Annotated in this window: 15 protein-coding genes; 10 read left to right on the top strand and 5 right to left on the bottom strand. The window is 48.8% G+C overall.

Going from position 1 to position 20,954, the window contains the following annotated elements:
- Positions 1-8: 8 nt before the first annotated feature.
- Positions 9-1,259 (bottom strand): peptidylprolyl isomerase, encoded by a 1,251-nt coding sequence (locus ACN0YH_RS19260; RefSeq protein WP_417381214.1) that lies wholly within the window; start codon positions 1,257-1,259, stop codon positions 9-11.
- Positions 1,260-1,443: 184 nt separating this feature from the next.
- A complete protein-coding gene (gene mfd / locus ACN0YH_RS19255; protein ID WP_417381213.1) occupies positions 1,444-4,794 on the bottom strand; it encodes a transcription-repair coupling factor in 3,351 nt (1,116 codons plus the stop codon).
- A 195-nt stretch (positions 4,795-4,989) separates the two neighbouring features.
- Between mfd and aroB the strand changes: the two genes are divergently transcribed.
- From aroB to ACN0YH_RS19220, 7 genes are all read left to right on the top strand, one after another.
- Positions 4,990-6,162 carry a 3-dehydroquinate synthase gene (gene aroB / locus ACN0YH_RS19250; RefSeq protein ID WP_417381212.1) on the top strand — a complete coding sequence of 391 codons (1,173 nt, stop codon included), beginning with the start codon at positions 4,990-4,992 and terminating at the stop codon, positions 6,160-6,162.
- A gap of 389 nt (positions 6,163-6,551) precedes the next feature.
- Positions 6,552-6,935, top strand: a complete 384-nt coding sequence (locus ACN0YH_RS19245) for a hypothetical protein (protein ID WP_417381211.1) — start codon at positions 6,552-6,554, stop codon at positions 6,933-6,935.
- Between the two features lie 46 nt (positions 6,936-6,981).
- Positions 6,982-7,569 (top strand): response regulator, encoded by a 588-nt coding sequence (locus tag ACN0YH_RS19240; RefSeq protein WP_417381210.1) that lies wholly within the window; start codon positions 6,982-6,984, stop codon positions 7,567-7,569.
- A gap of 182 nt (positions 7,570-7,751) precedes the next feature.
- Entirely contained in the window at positions 7,752-8,159 is a 408-nt protein-coding gene (locus tag ACN0YH_RS19235; RefSeq protein ID WP_417381209.1) for a hypothetical protein, read from the top strand.
- Positions 8,160-8,302: 143 nt separating this feature from the next.
- Positions 8,303-9,019, top strand: a complete 717-nt coding sequence (locus tag ACN0YH_RS19230) for a YggS family pyridoxal phosphate-dependent enzyme (RefSeq protein WP_417381208.1) — start codon at positions 8,303-8,305, stop codon at positions 9,017-9,019.
- 9 nt (positions 9,020-9,028) lie between these two features.
- On the top strand, positions 9,029-9,343 hold the full coding sequence (locus ACN0YH_RS19225) for a DUF167 domain-containing protein (protein WP_417381207.1): 315 nt from the start codon (positions 9,029-9,031) through the stop codon (positions 9,341-9,343).
- 365 nt (positions 9,344-9,708) lie between these two features.
- Positions 9,709-11,013, top strand: coding sequence for a PQQ-binding-like beta-propeller repeat protein (locus ACN0YH_RS19220; RefSeq protein WP_417381206.1), 1,305 nt, complete (start codon positions 9,709-9,711; stop codon positions 11,011-11,013).
- Between the two features lie 79 nt (positions 11,014-11,092).
- Here the strand turns inward: ACN0YH_RS19220 and ACN0YH_RS19215 are convergent, their stop codons facing one another.
- Both ACN0YH_RS19215 and ACN0YH_RS19210 read right to left on the bottom strand, forming a co-directional pair.
- Entirely contained in the window at positions 11,093-11,887 is a 795-nt protein-coding gene (locus tag ACN0YH_RS19215) for a hypothetical protein (RefSeq protein ID WP_417381205.1), read from the bottom strand.
- A 1-nt stretch (position 11,888) separates the two neighbouring features.
- Positions 11,889-13,361 (bottom strand): MotA/TolQ/ExbB proton channel family protein, encoded by a 1,473-nt coding sequence (locus tag ACN0YH_RS19210; protein ID WP_417381204.1) that lies wholly within the window; start codon positions 13,359-13,361, stop codon positions 11,889-11,891.
- A gap of 395 nt (positions 13,362-13,756) precedes the next feature.
- Here ACN0YH_RS19210 and ACN0YH_RS19205 point away from each other — a divergent pair, with 395 nt between their 5' ends.
- The 3 genes from ACN0YH_RS19205 to ppk1 all read left to right on the top strand — a co-directional run bounded on the left by ACN0YH_RS19205 (position 13,757) and on the right by ppk1 (position 18,601).
- Positions 13,757-14,779 carry an ROK family protein gene (locus tag ACN0YH_RS19205; protein ID WP_417381203.1) on the top strand — a complete coding sequence of 341 codons (1,023 nt, stop codon included), beginning with the start codon at positions 13,757-13,759 and terminating at the stop codon, positions 14,777-14,779.
- Entirely contained in the window at positions 14,776-16,395 is a 1,620-nt protein-coding gene (locus ACN0YH_RS19200) for an exopolyphosphatase (RefSeq protein WP_417381202.1), read from the top strand. The genes ACN0YH_RS19205 and ACN0YH_RS19200 overlap by 4 nt, the downstream gene beginning before the upstream one ends.
- A gap of 76 nt (positions 16,396-16,471) precedes the next feature.
- Positions 16,472-18,601 carry a polyphosphate kinase 1 gene (gene ppk1, locus ACN0YH_RS19195; RefSeq protein ID WP_417381201.1) on the top strand — a complete coding sequence of 710 codons (2,130 nt, stop codon included), beginning with the start codon at positions 16,472-16,474 and terminating at the stop codon, positions 18,599-18,601.
- Between the two features lie 575 nt (positions 18,602-19,176).
- On the opposite strand, the gene ACN0YH_RS19190 is transcribed toward ppk1, so the two are convergent.
- Positions 19,177-20,475 carry a Gfo/Idh/MocA family oxidoreductase gene (locus tag ACN0YH_RS19190; RefSeq protein WP_417381200.1) on the bottom strand — a complete coding sequence of 433 codons (1,299 nt, stop codon included), beginning with the start codon at positions 20,473-20,475 and terminating at the stop codon, positions 19,177-19,179.
- Positions 20,476-20,954: the final 479 nt, after the last annotated feature.

Below are 20,954 nucleotides of genomic sequence, written 5' to 3'. Positions count from 1 at the left end.
AAAGCCACTTAATTTGTAATTGTTTCAGCTTCCGTTTCATATTCAAACATCGATTCGATGATCGCTTTATCGTATAGTTTGCTCAGGGTTTCCCTGGTCGCTTTCATACGGGCATCATTCACCATTGTTTGTTCCAGTTTGGACTGCACATCAGCAAACGGTGTATGTCCCGCCTCTTTCCGATCGATCACCTTTACGATCTGAAACGAATTATCTGTCTCGAAGACCTGACTGGTCTGTCCAATCGGCAGCTCAAACAATGCCGCTTCAACTTCGCTTTCAGCCAGGCTGCCTCGACCGGTCCAGCCCCATTGTCCTTTTTTTTCTGCCCGTGGTCCGTCGGAATACTTTTCAGCCAGAACACCAAAATCTTCACCGGCCTGCAGTTTATGAATTACTTCATCCAGGACTCCAACGGCTTTTTCTTTTCCACCATGTTTTGCATAGCTGATACGAATTCGCTGCCAGCGTGCTTTGGCGGGGTATGCATAATCCTGGATATTGGATTTGTAACGTGCCAGTACCTCTTCACGGCTGAAGTCATTTTTTGCTTTCGCTTTGACAGACATAAATTGAAGAGCTGACTGCTGCTTCATGAACATCTCTTTTTCAAAATAAAGCGATCGGCCCTGCTGGTTCAGTTTATCTTCGAGTTCCTGGGGAGAACCGGCCCCCACACTTTTTTGCAGTTCCGGGATTCTTTCTTCTTCAAAGGCTTTTTCCAGGTGCTCCTGAAGCATTTCCAGCTGTTCTTTTTTGAGCGTGGTTTTCATCTCATGAATCAGTAACTGACGTTCAATATGATTTTTCAGGTCACGTTTCACCAGGGCTCTACGCAGTTTCTGGTATTCTTCAGGCGGCATTCGCTGCTCTGCCTGCTTCAGTTGAAAGTCATAGACGCCAATGATGTCTGAGGTGAATAGCGGGGTCCCGTTGACCATTGCCACCACAGTACTGTCTGTTAATTCCTCGACTGATTCATCGATAACACTGGCTGTGGAAGTATCAGAGTTTGAGGAGGCCGTGATAACAGACGATTCGAACGGGTTGTCCGATTCCTCAAAGTCACCTTCCAGAATATTTTTTCTGTCTTGAGACCGACTCGCCATCTGCGTGTGTTCCAGCTTCTGCTGTTTCAGCGCGGATTCCAGACGTGGAGGGGGTGGTCCCAGCACCGGGTTGTCGACTTTGGGAGTCGTTTCACACCCTGTAATGCTGAGTACAGCAATCATCAATAAATATATTTGCGCGTAGCGCATCAAGATGCATCCTGCATGATGAACGAATTATTTACCGGGAATTTGAGAGACAATCAGTAGTTAGATTTTGAGATCAGCCCGAATTACAAAGGAGGTGTAAGGAAGGGAAACAGACTGCTTTCAAGATCTACAACACCCTTTTCAGTAACCAATGAACCTTTTCAGGGTTCATCCTTTGAACTGGTCAGGGCGATGTTGCAGGATTATAGGACGGATCAAAAGTTTGTTGCAATACCGTTTTGAGTTCCTGCATCACCTCTTCAGTATTCTCAGCAGAAATCGGCAATGGAATGTATGCTGACTTCTGATCCACGATCCGAACGGGAATCCGATCCCGATTGCTTTTTGACAATGCCAATATGTGATTTTTGTCTCGATAGCCCAATACAGCAAAGTTATTTTCCAGCCGAATACTGTCAACTTGCCAGCGTTGTGACAGAATTTGTAATTCTTTCAAAATCAATAATTGTCGCGCAGGATGCGGAATGGGGCCGAAGCGGTCTTCCATTTCTTCTTCCAGAGCGTTCAACTCCTCGATGGAGCGAACTGCTGAGAGTTTACGATAGAGTTCGATTTTAATGCGACCGGGAGGAATATAGTCAGAAGGCAGATATGCAGTGCAAGGCAGATCGATTGCCACATGATGATGCTCGCGAATGGGCTCATTTTTCAGTTTTCTGCAGGCATTTTCCAGTAACTGACAATACAGTTCGTATCCGACGGCTGCAATATGCCCGCTCTGTTCGGTCCCCAGGATATTTCCGGCCCCGCGAATCTCCAGATCGCGCATCGCAATTTTGAAGCCAGCCCCCAGTTCACTGTACTCTTCAATCGCTTTTAAGCGTTTCGCAGCAATCGGAGTCAGAAGCTGCCCATCGCGCAACAGCAGATAGCAATAGGCCCGATGGTGTGACCGCCCCACGCGCCCCCGCAGTTGATGCAGATCGGATAATCCATGGTTCCCCGCATCATGAATAAATATCGTATTGGCATTGGGAATATCCAGACCACTCTCAATAATCGTCGTGCAGACAAAGATATCCACCTTACCAGACACAAAATTCAACATCGCTGCTTCCAGCTCCGTTTCTTTCATCTGTCCGTGACCGATCCCGATACTCGCTTCCGGTACGATCTGCTGGATTCGATCGGCGTATTTCTGCAAATCATGCACGCGATTATGCACGAAATAAACCTGCCCATTGCGGTTCAATTCCCGGACCATCGCATGACGAATCAGCTCCGGATCGAAGCGGGTGATTCGTGTTTCAATCGGAACACGATCACGGGGCGCTGTCATCAAATTGGAAATATCACGAATCCCCAGCAGGGACATATGCAGTGTGCGCGGCACGGGGGTTGCACTCAAGGTCAGCACATCGATCTGCAGCCGCAGACGCTTCAGCATCTCTTTGGCTTCCACACCGAACCGTTGCTCTTCATCAATTATCAACAGTCCCAGGTCTTTAAACTTGACGTCCTTCTGGATCAGACGATGCGTGCCTATCACCAGATCAACACTACCGGTCGCCATTCCTTCCAGAATCGCCCGCTGTTCTTTTTTTGACTTGAAACGGGATAACCCTTCAACGCTAATCGGATATTCTGCCATCCGCTCACTGAAGGTTCGGGTATGCTGTTCCGCGAGCACTGTGGTCGGCACCAGGACGGCAACCTGTTTGCCGGCATCAATGGCTTTGAAGGCAGCACGGATGGCAACTTCTGTTTTTCCATAACCAACATCGCCACAGATCAGTCGATCCATCGGCTGTGGCCGTTCCATATCATGACGAACATCGCTGATGGCGTGCAACTGGTCGGAGGTTTCCGTGTAGGGAAATGCAGCTTCAAACTCTTTCTGCCAGTGGCTGTCGGGAGGATATGAGATTCCGGGTTGTCCCGATCGCTGCGCCTGCAGGCGCAGCATGTCACTGGCCATATCCCGGACCGCTTCAGCAGCTTTTTCCTTCTTGCTGGCCCAGCTTTTCGTCCCCAGCTTTGACAATTGGGGCACATGCTTGCCACCACCTATGTATTTCTGAACCAGATGCACCAGTGAAACAGGCACGTACATCTGCACTTTATCACGAAATTCCAGGGAGAGATGTTCTTCCCGATACCCTTCTTTCTCCAGTAGTTCCAAACCACGAAAACGGGCGATTCCATGCGAAAGATGAACGACGAAATCACCCACATTCAAATCCAGAAAACTGTCGATCGCCCGGCTCTCAACTTTGCGCTTGCGAGGCTTGTGCCTGATATCAGCACGTCCAAACAGCTCATGATCACTGAGTACTACCAGATGTTCGGGGACGATACGAAATCCCAGCGCCAGGTTGCCAATACAGGTTTTCACTCGCTGGGAGAGATCCAGTTCGGACTCTTCCAGCAGTTCCTGCAGACGGTCCTGTTCTCCCTGATTATGACAGCAGACCAGGACGGTATCCTGCGGACCGGTAATTGCTGCCAGTTCTTCCAGCATTTCCGACTTGGCCCGGGTAAACCGCTCTACAGATTCAATCTGCAGATGACAGGAAATTTCCGTCGATTCTGCAGAGATCGGTGCAATGGTCACTGAGGGAAAATCAGTACAGCGCGACATGGTAGCCGGCACACTGAACAGACCACGCGGATTTTCCAGACGATCCAGATAACGTTTACCTTCATCAATCAACTCGGGGAGTTCTACCAAGGCGATACAGGCATCGGGTGGCAGATTATCCAACAGGCTTTCAGATGCGGTGCCATCCTCATCTCGGGCTGGAGTTTGTGGTTGCCTGTCGGCCGACGCTGCGGGGACGGGCGAGATCAATGTCAGGTCAACCTGCTGACAGGTTTCGAGAGTCCGCTGAGTGTCCACATCAAACTGTCTGATGGACTCTACCTCATCCCCAAATAATTCAATACGAATCGGCAGCATTGAATCCGGGGAGTACAGGTCCAGAATCCCGCCATGCATACTGAATTCACCGGGAAGCTCAATGGCCGTGGTCCGTTCAAAACCACGCTCCAGCAACCATTTCATAAAGTCATCTGTATCGATTTCATCACCGACCTGAATTCGACGCGTCGCTTCTTGCCGCTGTTGTCGACTCGGTACTGGCTGCAGCAGAGCTGGAAATGATGTGACGATCACCTGGGGAGTCGAAGGCTTCCCCACTGACTTCTGTAACTGACTGAGCACCCGCAGGCGTGCGCCAAACACTGAATCGGCTACGTCATGTTCGTCGGGCAGAGTCTCCCACGCAGGAAAGATCTTGGGATTGATCCCCAGAAAACTGGCCAGGTCACCCGTAAATTCATCGATTTCAGAGAGACGTGGAAGCACGACCAGCAGTACGGAATCCAAAGCAGAAGCGATACTTGCCGCCGTCAGCGCGCACGATCCTCCCCAGGCTCCGTCAATGGTCCCACTCTGTCCGGATCGCAGAGCTGCTGTAACTGCGGCAAATCCATCGCTACGACTGAGAACGGGAACCAGATCCTGCATCGACTGAATCTGACTGTCACCAGGTATCTTCATGTTCGGTAACATTTTAGCAGGCGACTCCAGATTGTCACGTGCCTGCTGCCGAAAAACCTTTTCTACTGCTCGATTTGAGTCAATCCGACGTGACTTCATCCCGCGACAGAGTTACGATAGACGCATCATTGATCAGCTGGTTGGAAATTCTGTTGAACAGGTTTTTCATTCGGCTGCTTACCCGTTTTCCAGTACGAAGGATACACTGTGTCTGATAGTTTAGATGTTAATGTCGCTCTGGGGCCACGCAGCTACCATATTTCGGTTGTCAGCAACCAGTTTGATCAGTTTGCAGACACATTGGAAAACTGGATGAACCAGAATCCCGCCTACCGGAATGCGCTGGCAGATGGCAGTAAGATGGCATTTATCATTACAGACAGGAATCTATCGCCCCTGCATACTCCGTCGATCGAAAAAAGCCTCAAATCAAACGACTGGAAGTTTGAAACGGCCATCATTGAACCGGGTGAAAAATCAAAATCGCTTGAAGTGATTTCCAGCCTGTATGACAAACTGGTCGCCATGAAAGCAGACAGGCAAACCGTAGTGATCGCCGTGGGTGGCGGCGTGACGGGTGATGCTGCCGGTTTTGTCGCAGCAACTTATGTTCGCGGTCTTCCCTTTGTCCAAGTTCCGACTTCGCTGCTGGCCCATGTAGACAGCTCTGTGGGAGGCAAAGTAGGGGTGAACCATCCCCAGGCTAAAAACCTGATTGGAGCGTTCTACCAACCTCTGGGCGTTTTTATTGATACATCAACACTGGAAACGCTGCCGGTCAGAGATTACCGCAGCGGCCTGGCAGAGGTAGTGAAGTATGGTGTGATTCTGGATTCCCGCTTCTTTCATTATCTTGAGCAGAATATCGAAGCGCTGAATCAGCGCGATTCAGATGTGCTGCGCAAAGTGATCGCCCGCAGTTGTGAACTCAAAGCGGAAGTTGTGGAACAGGATGAACATGAACGTTCGGGCCTGCGTGCAATTCTTAATTACGGTCATACTTTTGCACATGCATTTGAAGCGCTTTGTGGATACGGCGAGCTGATGCATGGTGAAGCAGTTTCCATCGGCATGATCTATGCCAGCTATCTTGCTGAGAAACTGGACCTGATTTCACATCAGGAAACAGAGCGTCAAATCCATCTACTGGAGGCCCTTGGTTTACCAGTCCTGCTGCCGAAAGGGACCCGACTGGAGACAGACCAGATCATCGACCGTATGAAACTCGATAAAAAAACGGTAGGTGGCAAATTGCGATTTGTCCTGCCAACCAGCCTGGGCCGTGTGGAAGTTTTTAAAGAAATCCCGGAAAGCCTGGTCCGGGAAGTTCTGGAAGAATTAGCACACCCTGCAGCAACAGACGATGATTTTCAAATCTAGACTCTGTCCAGTCTAAGCGTGTTGTTTCCGTCATAACTGCGGTTTTTCTCCCGTTGAAATTGATGCACCGTGCCATTTTCAGCGTCATAACCTACAGGGAAATACCTCAAACAGTATCATACATCCACGGAACAGAAACATAGTGAAGTACAAAGTTTGCTGAATTTCTTGCCGATTTTATTCTCTCAATCGGCACAGACTGTAGAGTTCCTACAAAAAACACCTTCCCCTGTTTCTGATTGCCACGATCCAGCCACATCGCAGAAATTAGAAACTACTCTTACCTGTAGGCCTGCTGTATTTTTCTCAGAACCATTGTGCCACGGCAAAACTTCATTTCCAGAATTAAAGGTTTGAAGTGCGCACTATCCCGGTATGAAAGGATGTAGATGTCGAAAACAAATACTACAAACACAGCAGGAGAGTGGCGTCTGATTAATGGTGATCGGATTCTGGATATGGCCATTGGCGATATTGATTTTCTTGCCGAATTAATCGATCTGTTTCTGAGTATCATTCCTGAGCACATGTGTGAAATCAGTCTGGCAATCGAAAGAAAAGAGGCAGAGACATTAGCCATTGCTGCACACGGCTTTAAAGGAGCCGTTGCCAACTACACCAAAGGAGAGCCTTACCTGCTGTTGCAGGCACTGGAGGACGACGGAAAGTCAAATCAACTTCAGGACGCCTCGATCAGTTACACTGCATTAGAGAATGAAATGCAGGAATTAATCAGTGAATTGAATATGCTCATGGCTCAAGTATGCCATTAAAACTACATTACCCGCTAAATCTGGTTCTAAACCAAAGGTCGATAAAATGAAAATATTAGTTGTAGATGATGTTGGTTATTCCTGTCACTTTCATGCAAGACTCATCGAAAAGTTTGGTTATCGATGTTGTTCAGCGACCTCAGGTTTTGAAGCCTTGAATCTACTGAAAACTGATAATGATATTAATATTGTCATTACGGATCTGATGATGCGGGGGATGGATGGGGTTGATTTATTTAAAGAAGCCCAGCATCTCGAACGATTCACGGACGATGGCCAGCTGGAACCACCGCAGTTTATTCTAATGACTGCTTTGCGACTGGAAAAGAATTCCAACGATAAAGACGTACAACGACTCAAACTGGCAAAGGAACTGGGCGTTTCCAAAATCATGTTCAAGCCGCTGGATCAGGATGAACTTCAGGAAACATTAAAAGATATGGTTATGGGGGCTCCAGAAGGTTCGGGAAACAATCAAGCTGTCGACTTATTTACGCCGGCTCAAAAGATCAAAGATGCGGTCAAAGATATCATAGACTCTGGCAATGCCGGAGCCGCTGAACAGTTCATTGAATGCCTGAATGGGGAAGTCAAATCACTGCAGGAATTTCTAGGTCAACTGGAAACTGTTTAAGCACACATATTTACAAAAGGCCACGTAATATCAAACTACCATATTTTATTGATTCATAAACAGGAGGGATTTGACTGTATCTGAACAAGAACTATAGTTGTGGTATTCCTGAAACATACCTGATCATTGCTCGTATCAGGTTAACATCATTTTTCATTTCATTTCTGCGATGGGTATCTCCCATGAGTCTGATAAATCTGGATCAATATACAGTCAAACAGAACCGGGCGGTCTCGCGCGTTCTGGATACACTGGATCGTATGGATCGGCGAACTGGTCTGCACTATTCGGAAAAACGTGCGCACGAGCGAAAAGACTTTCGTGGAATCGTGTGGATCTCATTGCCTGACAGCGATGCGATCGACGACCAGGAATCCACTACTATTAAAGTCTGGTCTCGCTCGATCTCTCAGTCCGGTCTCTCTTTCATTTACCCGTTTCCGATCTATCGCAGCAATATCATGGTAGGAATACCAGTCCAGGATTCACACATCGCCTGGTTTCGTTCAGAAATAGTCAGGCAAAAAGAGATCCAGGAAGAACAATTCTGGGAATTTGGGGTTCGCTTTGTGGGTAAAGTGATTACCTGAAACGATTATAGAAATTTGGTTCTCAGTTGGATTTTGAGAGTCTGGAAAGATATGATTCGATGCTTCTCTTCAGTAACTCAAGTAACTCAAGTAACTGAACCAATGAATCGAATTCATCGTAGTGAACGGGAATCATACCGGTAATGGAAGACCTCGCTGGCCTCCTGCACAAGAATTTGACTGAGATACAAAACCGGATCCGAGCAGCCTGTATCAGGGCAGATCGTGATCCCACCTCGGTGACACTGATCGGCGTCACCAAATATGCCCGTCTGGACTGGGTCTCTGAGCTGATCAAACTTGGCTGTCGAGATCTGGCAGAAAGCCGTACCCAGCAACTCGTAGAACGGGCCGAGCTCCTTTCTTCGGATTTACACTGGCACTTCATTGGCCCCTTGCAGCGCAATAAGGTCAGACGAACGATCCAATACAGTCATTTGATCCACTCCCTCGATTCAGAAAAATTACTGAAAACCATCGATCGCATCGCTGCTGAATCTGACCTGAAGCCACGTGTTCTGATCGAGGTAAACCTTTCAGGTGAAGCAAATAAAAAAGGATTCCAGAAATCTGAACTGCTACGCCTGTGGCCGTCTCTCTGTCAGAATAGTCACCTGCAAATCAGCGGTCTGATGACGATGGCGCCCCATGTGGATGATCCTGAAGCAGCACGCCCGGTCTTTCGTGAGCTGTCAGAGCTGCGTGATTCTCTGCAGGCAATTTCTCCAGAACAAATCAAGCTGCAGGAACTGTCGATGGGCATGAGCGGTGATTTCGAAGTGGGTATTGAAGAAGGAGCTACCCTCGTGCGCGTTGGCAGTGCGCTCTTTGAAGGGCTTGGCACCTCGTCCGGGAATTGAGAACGCAACGTGAATCTATCATTAAATCTGGAAATGGATGGTACTGCGATTCTTCTGCCGGTTCGCGCACAACCGCGATCCAGTAAAAACGCGATTGAGGGAATTCATGATGGCAGGCTCAAAATCTGCGTCACACAGGTTCCTGAAAAAGGGAAAGCCAATAAAGCGTTGCTCAAAGTGATCCAGTCAGCACTCAAACTGAAACGATCGCAAATTGAGTTATACAAAGGGGAAACAGCGGCATTGAAAGTCTTTCGCGTTCACGAAATCTCCAGAGAAGAGTTGTACTCACGAATCGTAGCAGCAACCGCGCAGTCCCGGTAACCGAGATTTGCTGTAACAGTCGCAGACCGGCGTCTATCCGGACACCACTTTTTTCAAAGTTTCTGAGATTCGAAATTGGCAACCTGACGGCCAGGATTCTGTCCACATAGATTGCAGCCATTCAGACAGGGGCATATAATTAACAGGCGTCCGTGTCTTACCCCCAGAGATCTTTGCTGCGTCTACGGAATCAATCTTCACTGAAAAACAGCAGCGATCTCTCAAACTTAAAGAGCATTCCATTAAACCACAGCGTCTCTCACCTGATGATACCCGGCCCCAAATGCCCTGGAGACGCTACAGTAAACCTGGACACAGGCTGGATTCCCTCCTCGCCTGAAAATCTCAAAAAGGACTATTCGATTATGAGCAACCTGATGCCTGTTCGCCTGCTGCTGGGCGCCCTACTGGTTTGTGGACTCTCACTGTCAGTGAAAGCAACGGAACCAACAAAATTGTCTGACTCATGGGAACAGTGGAGGGGACCTGATCGCCAGAACCATTCTGCCGATACCGGCCTGCTTGATGACTGGAATGCGACACCTCCCAAATTAATCTGGACTGCCAGCGGAATGGGAAAAGGATACGCCAGTGTTTCGATCAAGGATAACCGGCTGTTCACAACCGGAAACCTCCCGGAGGGGCAGGCAGTCATCGCAGTTAACACCGATGATGGCAAGATCCTGTGGAAAACCAACCTGCTCGAACTGAATCCCGAACATGGTTACCCCGGTGCACGCTGCACACCTTCCATCGATGGCGATCGCCTGTATGCGATTGCCTCAAATGGTGCGATTTTCTGCCTGAGTACCGCCGATGGGGAAGTCATCTGGCAGAAAAACTTTGAAGACGAGTGGGACGGAAAAATGATGTCCAAATGGGGTTTTTCAGAATCCCCACTGATCGACGGCGATCTCGTCTTATGCACCCCGGGTGGAAAAGATGCCATGATGGTGGCCTTGAATAAAACAACGGGCAAGGAAGTCTGGAAAACTTCCGTCAAGGACCTGGGAGAACAAGGCAAAGATGGTGCCGGGTATTCTTCCATCGTGATTTCGAATGGAGCCGGCGTCAAACAGTATGTTCAGCTCACCGGTCGGGGAGTCATTGGGGTACGAGCCAGTGATGGCAAACTGTTATGGAATTATAATCCCGTTGCCAACAAAGTGGCCAATATTCCAACTCCCGTTGTCTCCGGCGATTATGTCTTCTGTTCAACCGGTTACGGTACTGGTAGCGCACTATTGAAGCTCTCCAAAGAGGGCGACGGAGTCAAGGCGGAAGAGGTTTATTTCCTCGACGCCAAAACCCTGCAAAACCACCATGGCGGCATGGTCCTGTATAAAGATCATATCTACTGCGGGCACGGTCATAACAACGGATTTCCACTCTGCCTGAACCTCAAGTCGGGGAAAGTCGTCTGGGGCGGAAAGATTCGCGGGGAAGGTTCTGGTTCAGCTGCTGTCCTGTTTGCAGATGGAAACCTGATCTTCCGCTACGAAAATGGTGAGATCGCGCTGGTGGAAGCCACAACTGAAGATTATAAACTGAAAGGTTCTTTCAGGCCTGACAAGGTTCTCGGCAAAGCCTGGGCTCATCCGGTCGTCTGTGGCGGAAAGCTCTACCTGCGAGAGCAGGATGTACTGATGTGTTACGACCTGCGAAAGTAAAGTGATGCACAGATAATTATTTAATAATAAAAGCTCTGTCGAATTGATCGGCAGAGCTTTTTGTTTTTCATAAATTGTACTAACCGGCCGCATTTTTAAAGCGACTCAGATCAATTTTCCCGTTCCCTTCCACTGGCAGCTTGCCGTTAGGACAATAGCGGGAACGAGCCACACTGGACGCAATGTTATAAGTATAGACCGCATCCTCCCGGATCAGAAAGATAACAGTCCCTTTGTTCTGGGCACCAATCTTATCCAGCAACTCGACGAAAGGCAGGCTCTTCCGGAGATCGTCTCGACGGACATGCAGGTCTTTCGCGGGCCCGTCCAGAACGACGATTCCGTTTTTGGTACATTCAATAAACGTGGGATTCAGGTCTACGCCTGAGCCTCCCGGCTGAATTCGTACTTCCGCGGCAACCGGGTTTTCCCGTTTATTCAATTCGATTTTGAGCTTATCAATTTCCTTCTGTAACGTCATCGGTTCGTCTTTAATTTCGGTGATCCGTTTTTCAAGACGATTCGCTTCCGCCAGCAGCTTTACCTTTTCCTCGGGGCTGACATCCGTCGGAATTTTGTTTTTTTCCTGCTTCAGCTTTTTGAGCTCTTCTAAAGCCAGGATCAGATCACGATTCAGTTTTGACAAATCTTCTACCTGACTCTGGACCTGCTCCAGCTCCTGCTGTTTCTCGGTTATCTGCTCCTGATCTTTTTCGAATTCTTCGACGCGTTTCCAGGATTCATCCTGTTGATCCATTTGACTGAGCGCCATGGCGGTGATCATCAGCGTCAAAACACCAATCACACACGCCAGAATACTCAGAAACGGAAACAGGGAAACCGTTTCTTCACTATCCTTCTTCTTTCTACCCACGTTACCTTACTCTCTTCGAATTTCCGAACAATCCCCAGCGTTTGCGAGGTGCCTCCACCTGCTGAATCAGCACTTGCTTTTCCCCCAGGTTCGTCAAAACCGTATTCAAGCCGTTTAATCCCTGCTGCACGCCATTAAAAGACTGGGACAGCACACCGGCGGCTGCGGTCATTTCCGTCGCTTCACCGTTCATCTTTTCCAGATGTGTTGAATGCGCAGACTGGAGAGCAGTCATTTTCTCTTCCACGCTTTCCAGGTGCTTCATCACCTCTTGCACCTCGGCCAGTTGTGCTTCCTGCTGCTCTCGAATTTTATCATCGATTTTACCCCAGGATTTCACAACCTGCTGTGACAGCGTACTGCCGATCCCTTCCAGTTTTTCAATCCAGGACTGTAATTCTGCATGATGGTTCGCCATTGCTTTATCTATGGTCCGCTGAATCAAACGACGATGATCTTTTTCATCACCGCCGCCACCACCATGATCGCTCTCCTTAAGTCGTTTCAGCAGGTTTTCATTGCAGTATTCATCGACCCAGTTCAGCAGATCCTCTTCGGATTTCTGCATGGAACTGCTGGGAAACATGACCAGCATACTCATCACCAGCGCGACGAGTGTTGTATCGAAGGCTGTCGATAGACCACCAGTCACACTCCCCAGAGATTCTTTTAAAGCAGAGATGTCGGTGGCATCATCCATCCCACCAGAGAAGCCACCGACCGCGGCACTAATTCCGATCACAGTACCGATGAACCCCAAAATCGGGATTGCCCAGATGAAGACTTTGAGAATTGTATAACTGGAATCGACGGCTGTCGCATCGATTTCCGATTGAGACTGCAGACGGTTGGAAACTTCAGAACTGCTTCTCAAGACACTGAAATGCTCCAGACCTCGTAAAACCCGGTTTACCAGAAAACTTTCACGGGGATCTACGGGCAGGTTTTTGACGTGCTCAATAAATCGGGCAACGGTCTTCTCGGATATTTCTTCAGAAATATCCGTAGGCAGCGTATCAAACAGCATTGAATCCTTCTGTTTGGCCAGTTTGCGGGATTTCAGAATCAGAATTGTAGCAGACCAACTCATCAAAAAGACCAGCGCAAATGGCACCCAGCCCCGGTCCAGAAACAACTCTCCCAGGTAGTAATTCCGGAAAGGGAACATCAACGCGATAAATGCGACAGATGCCCCAACGGCAATCATTCCACTCTTCGAGAGGCTGACTTCGGTACCATCGGCCCAGCCACTGGAAACATGCTTATTTCCACCGCGACTGCTACTCGAAGGCCTGCTACTGGCACTGGTTGAACCGGTAGTGTTGACATCGATGGAAGTATCGATAACGGGTGTCTCAGGTTTTTTGACCAGCATCGTATGATGGCAGTACGGACAACGAACCTTTTTACCCACGTTTTCATCGCGGACTTTTAGCTTTTTGGAACATTTTTCACAGGGAAACTGGAAATACATTGAGGAAACCCCAGGGTGCAGTAAACTTTAGTGTAGTATCAAGCGTGTCAATAACAGGCCCAACAGTAATTCATACGAAATAGTTTAGCCAAGCTGTCTCAGTCCCAAAAGTCAACAGCCTGCCGCAATCATCTAAACGCGGCAAACAGTCGCCATTCCTGCTGGATTTCTCAGTTATTGATACAGCAAGACCGAAAAGACCTCGGTATTCACTGGAAATAGAATTCTCAGACTCCCCCCTTGTTTATTGAGTTCTAAATACATCAGAATACACGAGATAAAAACGACTTGCTATAATGACAGCAGGTAGAATGCAATCGAGTGAAAACTGTTTACGCTTTCCGTTGACCACTTTTGAGCGGAGAGTAAGTCCTTCAAGCATAGAAAACAAATTCATGTCTGCAGATTCCGTTGAAACCACCAGCCGATACTGGGCCGGCTTCGACCTGGGTGGCACCAAAATGCTTGCCAAAATATTTGACGCTCAATACAAAACTCTAGGAAAAAAACGGAGAAAGACCAAAGGGCATACAGGGGTAGAAATGGGGCTGGAACGCATGGTCCAGACGATTCATCAGGCTTTGGAAGAAGCCGGTCTGACTCCCCATGAACTGGCAGGCATCGGTGTCGGGTGTCCTGGCCCGCTGGAACTGAAAGCGGGGATTATTTTCGAAGCTCCCAACCTGGGCTGGTATAATGCTCCCGTTAAAGACGTACTGGAAAAAGAGTTCGGTTGTCCGGTTGTGATCTGTAACGATGTCGATGCCGGCGTCTACGGCGAATACCGTTTCGGAGCTGGCAGAGGTGCCCAATCTGTCATGGGAATTTTCCCGGGAACCGGAATTGGCGGCGGTGCCGTCTACCATGGACAATTGATCCAGGGTAGTAAAAGTTCCTGCATGGAAATTGGACATATTAAAGTCCTGCCGGAAGGCCCCGAATGCGGGTGTGGCCAACACGGATGCCTCGAAGTTCTGGCAAGTCGCCTGGCAATCTCAGCCGCGGCAGCACAGGCTGCTTACCGTGGAGATGCGCCGGTCCTGCGTTCCATGGTGGGTACGGACCTGTCGGATATTCGCAGTGGGATCCTCGCATCAGCGATCAAAGGAGGTGACGAGAGTGTCAAAAAAATCATCCTGCGGGCTGCTGAATATATTGGGATTGCTGCCGGAAACCTGGTCCACACTTTTTCCCCGGAAATCATTGTTCTGGGAGGCGGCCTGGTGGAAGCCATGCCCGAGCTGATTGTACCGGCGGTGACCGAAGCCACCCGGCGCAATGTAATGCCGACCTTCAAAGACTCATTCAAAGTCGTTGCCGCTCAACTGGGGGATGACTCCTCAGTCATGGGAGCTGCCGCCTGGGCTCAGAACGTAATTCAGCAAAACTCTTCGGTGAGAATTGAAACGCAGGTATGAACACAAAAGATTCACCGCCGGCTGAGGCATCAACGGGTTCCAGTCGATCCGAGCCTGGCACAATTCAATTGATCGCCGTCATCGATATTGGTACAGGCGCCATTCGCATGGCTATTGCTGAGATCAAAGAAGATGGCTCTGTGTACGCATTGGAACGACTCTCCCAGGCGGTGACCCTGGGGAAAGACACATTTCAAACGCGGAATATTCAGAAGTCCACGATGGAAGAGTGTGTGCGGATCCTCAAAAGCTATCGTCGACGCCTGGATGAATACCAGATCACACGCGATGATCAGATTCGGGTTGCTGCGACCAGCGCTGTCCGCGAAGCTGACAATCGCCTGGCGTTCACAGACCGGATTTTCATTGCGACCGGGTTTGAAGTCTCCCCCCTTGATGAAGCCGAAGTGAATCGAATTACCTACCAGGGGATTCGTCCCTACCTGGCGGCTAAACCCAACCTGGACGAAGCACAAACCATTGTTACGGAAATTGGTGGAGGCACAACCGAACTGCTGCTCGTGCAGAAAGGTGATGTCCTGTTCTCCGGAAACTATCGACTGGGGGCTTTGCGGCTACGGGAAATGCTTAAGGGATACCGCGTTCCCTTCTCAAAGGAACGCACAATCATGGAGAATCAGATTGAACGTGTGATTCAGCAGATTGTTCATGAAGTTCCCGGCAATAAATCAGTCAAACTGGTCGTACTGGGAGGCGATGTCCGTTTTGCATTGGCCCAACTCCGGCCTGATGATGAAATTCCGGATCCTGGCAACTCCCCCGATGAGCTGGATCGGCTCAAGGTATCTGAACTCAGTAAGTTTACTGATAAAATCCTGCAGAAAAACGAAGACGAACTGGTCCAGGAGTACCATCTGTCCTTCACTGACGCAGAAACTCTCGGACCGGCACTACTCGCTTATACCAAGCTGGCAGAAGCTTATCAGCAAAAACATATCTATGTCACCAAAGCCAACTTTCGTGATGGTCTTTTGAAAGAAATGGCCGACCAGAGTAACTGGTCAGAAGAGTTCAATCAGCAGGTGCTTCGTTCTACCATTGATTTTGGAAAACGTTTCGACTTTGACCAGACCCATGCAAGCCATGTTGCCTTTCTGGCAGATACCCTGTTCCAGTCTTTGCAGAATGAACACAAACTCGACGCGCGAAATCGATTGTTGTTGTATATTGCGGCCTACCTGCATGAGATCGGGATCTATGTAAATCAACGCGGTTACCACAAACATTCAATGTACCTGATCAGCAACGGAAATCTGTTTGGGCTGGGGCAAACCGATCTGCTGATGGTCGCGTTGATTGCCCGATATCATCGCCGGGCTTCACCCAAAGATACGCACCCCGGATATTCCGCACTGGATCGTGTCAGCCGCATTGCCATCGCTAAAATGGCCGCCATCCTGCGAGTCGCTGACGCTTTGGATTATTCCTACAGTCAACGGGTTCAGGAAATTGATTGCGAGATTGACCAGGGACAATTAATCATCTCGATCCCCCATGTGGAAGACGTCTCGCTGGAACAAATCGCGCTCGTTGAAAAAGGCCCGTTGTTTGAAGAAGTCTTCGGGTTAAAAGTTCACTTGAGGAAGAAACAGTAGCCCTGCCTGATGAGATTTCCAAACGACGATTAAGCTTTACTTCACTCACATGACATACTGAAATAACAGGTTGACCATGGCCAACAAAACAACAAATTTTATCAACAGAGAACTCAGCTGGCTGGAATTCAACCAACGGGTTCTGGATGAAGCCCATGACCCGCAAATCCCACTGCTGGAACGACTGAAGTTTCTGGCCATCACCAGCTCCAACCTGGATGAATTCTTCATGGTTCGTGTGGGTGGTCTGCATCTGCTGCAGGCCAGTGGAAATAAAAGCACGGATCCATCAGGGCTGACACCGCGCGAAATACTTGATGCCGTCAGCCTGCGTGCGCATCAGATGATGGTGGAACAGTATCAGTGTTTGCTCAAAGAAATTGAACCTCCTCTGGCAGCCGCCGGCTTTCAGCGCGTCAATCCCCAGGAACTTTCCGATTCCCAGCGACGGATTGTCGAACATGTATTCCGGGATGAAATCTATCCCGTACTCACACCAATGGCAGTCACGGAAGATATGGAATTTCCCTATCTGGTTAATCAGACGTTGAATCTCATCGTGCGACTGGCCCCCGATGAGAAAAGGAAAGGGAAAGGAAAAACGGAAGAAGACCGATTTGCGATTATTCCTTTTGGCAGAACCGAATTCCGGTTCATCACCCTTCCCTCGGAAGGTGGCTATCAGTACCTGCCTATGGAAGATGCGATTTGCCTGTTTATTGAACAATATTTTCAAGGCGAACACGTTCTGGAAAGTATCCCTTTTCGTGTGACTAAAAATGCAGATGTCAGTCTACAGGATGAATTTGCCTCTGACCTGTTGCATCAGATGGAAGACATGCTCGACCAGCGCAAGCAGGGGGATTGCATCCGACTGGAAATCGTGGAATCGGTTTCTGTGGAAACACTGGAATTTCTGGAACGCGGACTGGAGGTCCTTGATGAGAACGTTTACCGGATCCCCGGGCCACTGGACCTGACGGCCTTTATGCGGCTGACAGACACTTCGGGGTTTGATGCGCAGAAAGATGTCAGTTGGCCGCCTCAACCCTCTCCTGAAGTCAATCCACGCATCAGTATGTTTGAAAACATCACCAGGCATGACATCCTGCTGTGTCACCCCTATGAAAGCTTTGAACCCGTCGTACGACTGGTTGAAGAAGCAGCCATCGACCCGGATGTGCTGGCCATCAAACAGATTCTCTATCGCACGAGTAAACACAGCCCTATCGTGGCAGCGCTGATCCGCGCTGCTGAGCATGGCAAGCATGTCACCGCAATCGTTGAGCTCAAAGCCCGATTCGATGAAGCGCGGAACATTGAATGGGCCAAAAACCTGGAACATGCCGGCGTGCAGGTGATCTACGGAGTCAAAGGGCTCAAGACACATGCCAAGATCTGCTGTATTATTCGTCGCGAACCACACGGGATTCAACGTTACCTGCATTTTGGGACTGGTAACTACAACGATGCCACGGCAAAAATCTACAGTGATATCAGCTACTTCACTAACGATGAAATTCTCGCGTCTGACGCCATCAACTTTTTTAATTCAATCACCGGCTATTCGATCCCTCAGAAATATCAGAAACTGGAAGCGGCCCCCATCAGCCTGCGGGATAAACTGCTTGACCTGATCCATCATGAAACGGAGAGAAAAAAACAGGGACAGAAAGCCCGAATTGTGGCGAAGATCAATTCTCTGGTCGACCCCGAAATCATTGAAGCACTATACGAAGCATCGGAAGCCGGTGTGAAGATCAAGCTCAATATTCGTGGTATCTGCTGCCTGCGACCGGGGGTTCCCAAGCTTAGTAAAAACATCGAAGTTGTCAGCATCATCGACCGCTTCCTCGAACATGCCCGGATTTTCTACTTCTATCATGGTGGAGACGAACGCATCTTCATTTCCAGTGCCGACTGGATGCCCCGTAATCTGGATCGCAGAGTTGAACTGCTCGTACCCGTTGAAGAAGAAAAGTGTCATCGAAAATTAATCAAAATCCTCAACAGTTACTTCGAAGACAACGCCAAAGCAAGCGTCTTAAACAGCGAGGGAGTTTACGAACGGATTACCCCAAATAAAGAGAAGAATCTGGTGCGCTGCCAGCAGGTACTCTACGAAGAAGCCGTCGCTGCGATCAAGCAGGCTGAAAAAGCAGGACGCACCGTCTTTGAACCGCATATGGCTCCGGAAGATCAATAACAAAGCGAACCTGTTTCAGACTCGCGTGTCACTACACAAGAAGCCAGTTAATTGAAGACACAAGAGTCTGCTGGCTGACTTCATTGATCCGGAATTCGCAGGAATGGTTAAAGTCTTATCTTCTTCAATAAGAATATGTTACCGATTTCTGTTTTCCCGTTCATGAGAATTTCTGCAGGTTCCCTGGAAATAGGTCTTGTCACATTTAAGGGATCTGCAAAAATAGTTGTAAGTAATGTATCACACCCACGCAGTGTGATAGGACTAAAGCCTGTGTTCAAGTTGGAGCTACAGACCGATGATGAAACAGGGAGTTTATCCAAGAAAAGGAGGTGATTGAGTGGACAGTTATTGTTGTAGCCAGAAAGGTGGTTGTTCTTAGCGACTACTGGCGGGTTGTCAAAGACAACCACCACTCGTGAGGATCACCTCGATCCAAACGAAAATTAGCCAGAGGCTGATCTGCGCCAGCGTGGATCAGCCTCTCTTTATTTCCAGAGAAGCTCATGAAAAAACAGCACCGGAGTCAGGCTCCAGTGCTGTTTTTCATTTTCGGTTATCCGTGATGACTGCAATCAGACTTCGTTCGGAACTACGAATGGTTCACGATACTCGCGTGTCAGATATTTATCTGCTTCCGCGTCGTTTACAAACTGTTCCGTTTTGGGATCGAAGTTCAACTGACGTCCCAGTCGGAAGGCGATATTTCCCAGGTGGGCAATACCAGAACTGGTATGCGCTGTCTCAACAGGACCGTTCAAAGTTTCTGCCTTGCGAGAACGGACCGCATTCAGGAAGTTCGTGAAGTGAGGAACAACCGGATCGTCACCACTGTTTTTAGGACCCGGCTCTCCTTTACGTCCCAGGAAGATTTCATAGGAGTTATAGCCTTTCACGACCATGTATCCTTCTGACCCGTAGAAGATATTACCTACAGAGGCTCCCCCTTCGTCATTGGTCATCCAGGGGCGTACTTCAAACTGAATCATTTTATTTTCTTCAGGATAGAAGTAATTGGTGGAAAGAACTTCGGGTGTCACTTTGTCATCATCCCAGAGGAACTTGCCTCCCATTGCAGTAATCTGAGAAGGTAGTTTGACATCCAGGCCCCACAGACACATATCTGTTTCATGGACACCCTGATTTCCCACATCCCCATTGCCATAATCCCAGGTCCAGTGCCAGTTGTAATGGACATAACGTTGTGAGAAATTGGTTTCCTGCGCAGGTCCCTGCCAGAGATTCCAGTCGAGGTAGCCTGGAGCTTTCTCATCCGGTTTGTGGCCGATGGAAGGACGCCAGCGAAAGACCAGGCCGCGTGCCATATAAACATCGCCGATCGTTCCTTTGCGCAGGTGCTCCACCCCTTCCTGAATCGCAGGCTGGCTGCGGAGCTGGACGCCATGCTGCACGATCCGTTTGTATTTCTTAGCCGCTTCAATCATTTTGCGGCCTTCAAACAGATTATGTGAACCCGGTTTTTCGACATACACGTCTTTACCGGCCTGGCAGGCCCAGATGGTCGCCAGGGAATGCCAGTGATTCGGTGTCGCGACAGTCACAACATCAATGTCATCCCGGTCAAAGACCTTACGCATATCGGTTTCGGTCTCAACTTTGCGTCCGTATTTTTTTTCGAACTCGGCAGCCCGTTTGGCAAGCACCTGCTCATCGGGATCACACAACAGTACAACATCAGCGCCTTCAATTTCCCCAATCGCTTTAATATGTGTGCGACCGCGGCCATTGACTCCCAGAACAGCGACTCTGATTTTACTGTTGACATCTGCTCGCGCTGTTCCAGTCAGTAATGAGGTGGCTGCGACAGCCCCTGCACTGGTCTGGAGAAAGCTGCGTCGTGTGACCTCACTCATAATTCACCCTTTGTCTTTTGAATAATAAAAACGTCAACCCGTAACAGGCTGAACGAAGATAACCCCCTGAATCAATACATTATCGTAAGCAGCACACCCGCCAAAGTCCAGACTTTCAGCAGCAGAACCTGAGTGAACGGAACTGGATTTTTTCTGAAATAGTTTCTCGCTTGAAGTCTTAATGTTGTTTACTTTTGGCAACAACGGCCTGCCAGTAGAGGCAAACTGGATTTTCAGGGTTTTCAAAGCTTTCGGCAGACCCGAATCTGAATGCTCGTTGATTTGCCGAAACATCACGGAATAATCTGTTCAGGAAATGATGGCTTTCATCAGAGTATCCCCATGCGGATCACAATCAAATTCCATCTGCTTCAAATCATTTGTGTGTTATAGTTTTAAAGGATCAACTATGAATGAAAAACAAAACACTTACTGTCTCTTATTTCAAACCCGTGATCGAATCAGCACTGCAGACATAA

The sequence above is a fragment of the Gimesia sp. genome, from assembly GCF_048262075.1.
Classification (GTDB): domain Bacteria; phylum Planctomycetota; class Planctomycetia; order Planctomycetales; family Planctomycetaceae; genus Gimesia.
The sequence above is the reverse complement of the archived record's forward strand: the minus strand, read 5'-3'. Positions and strand labels throughout refer to the sequence as shown.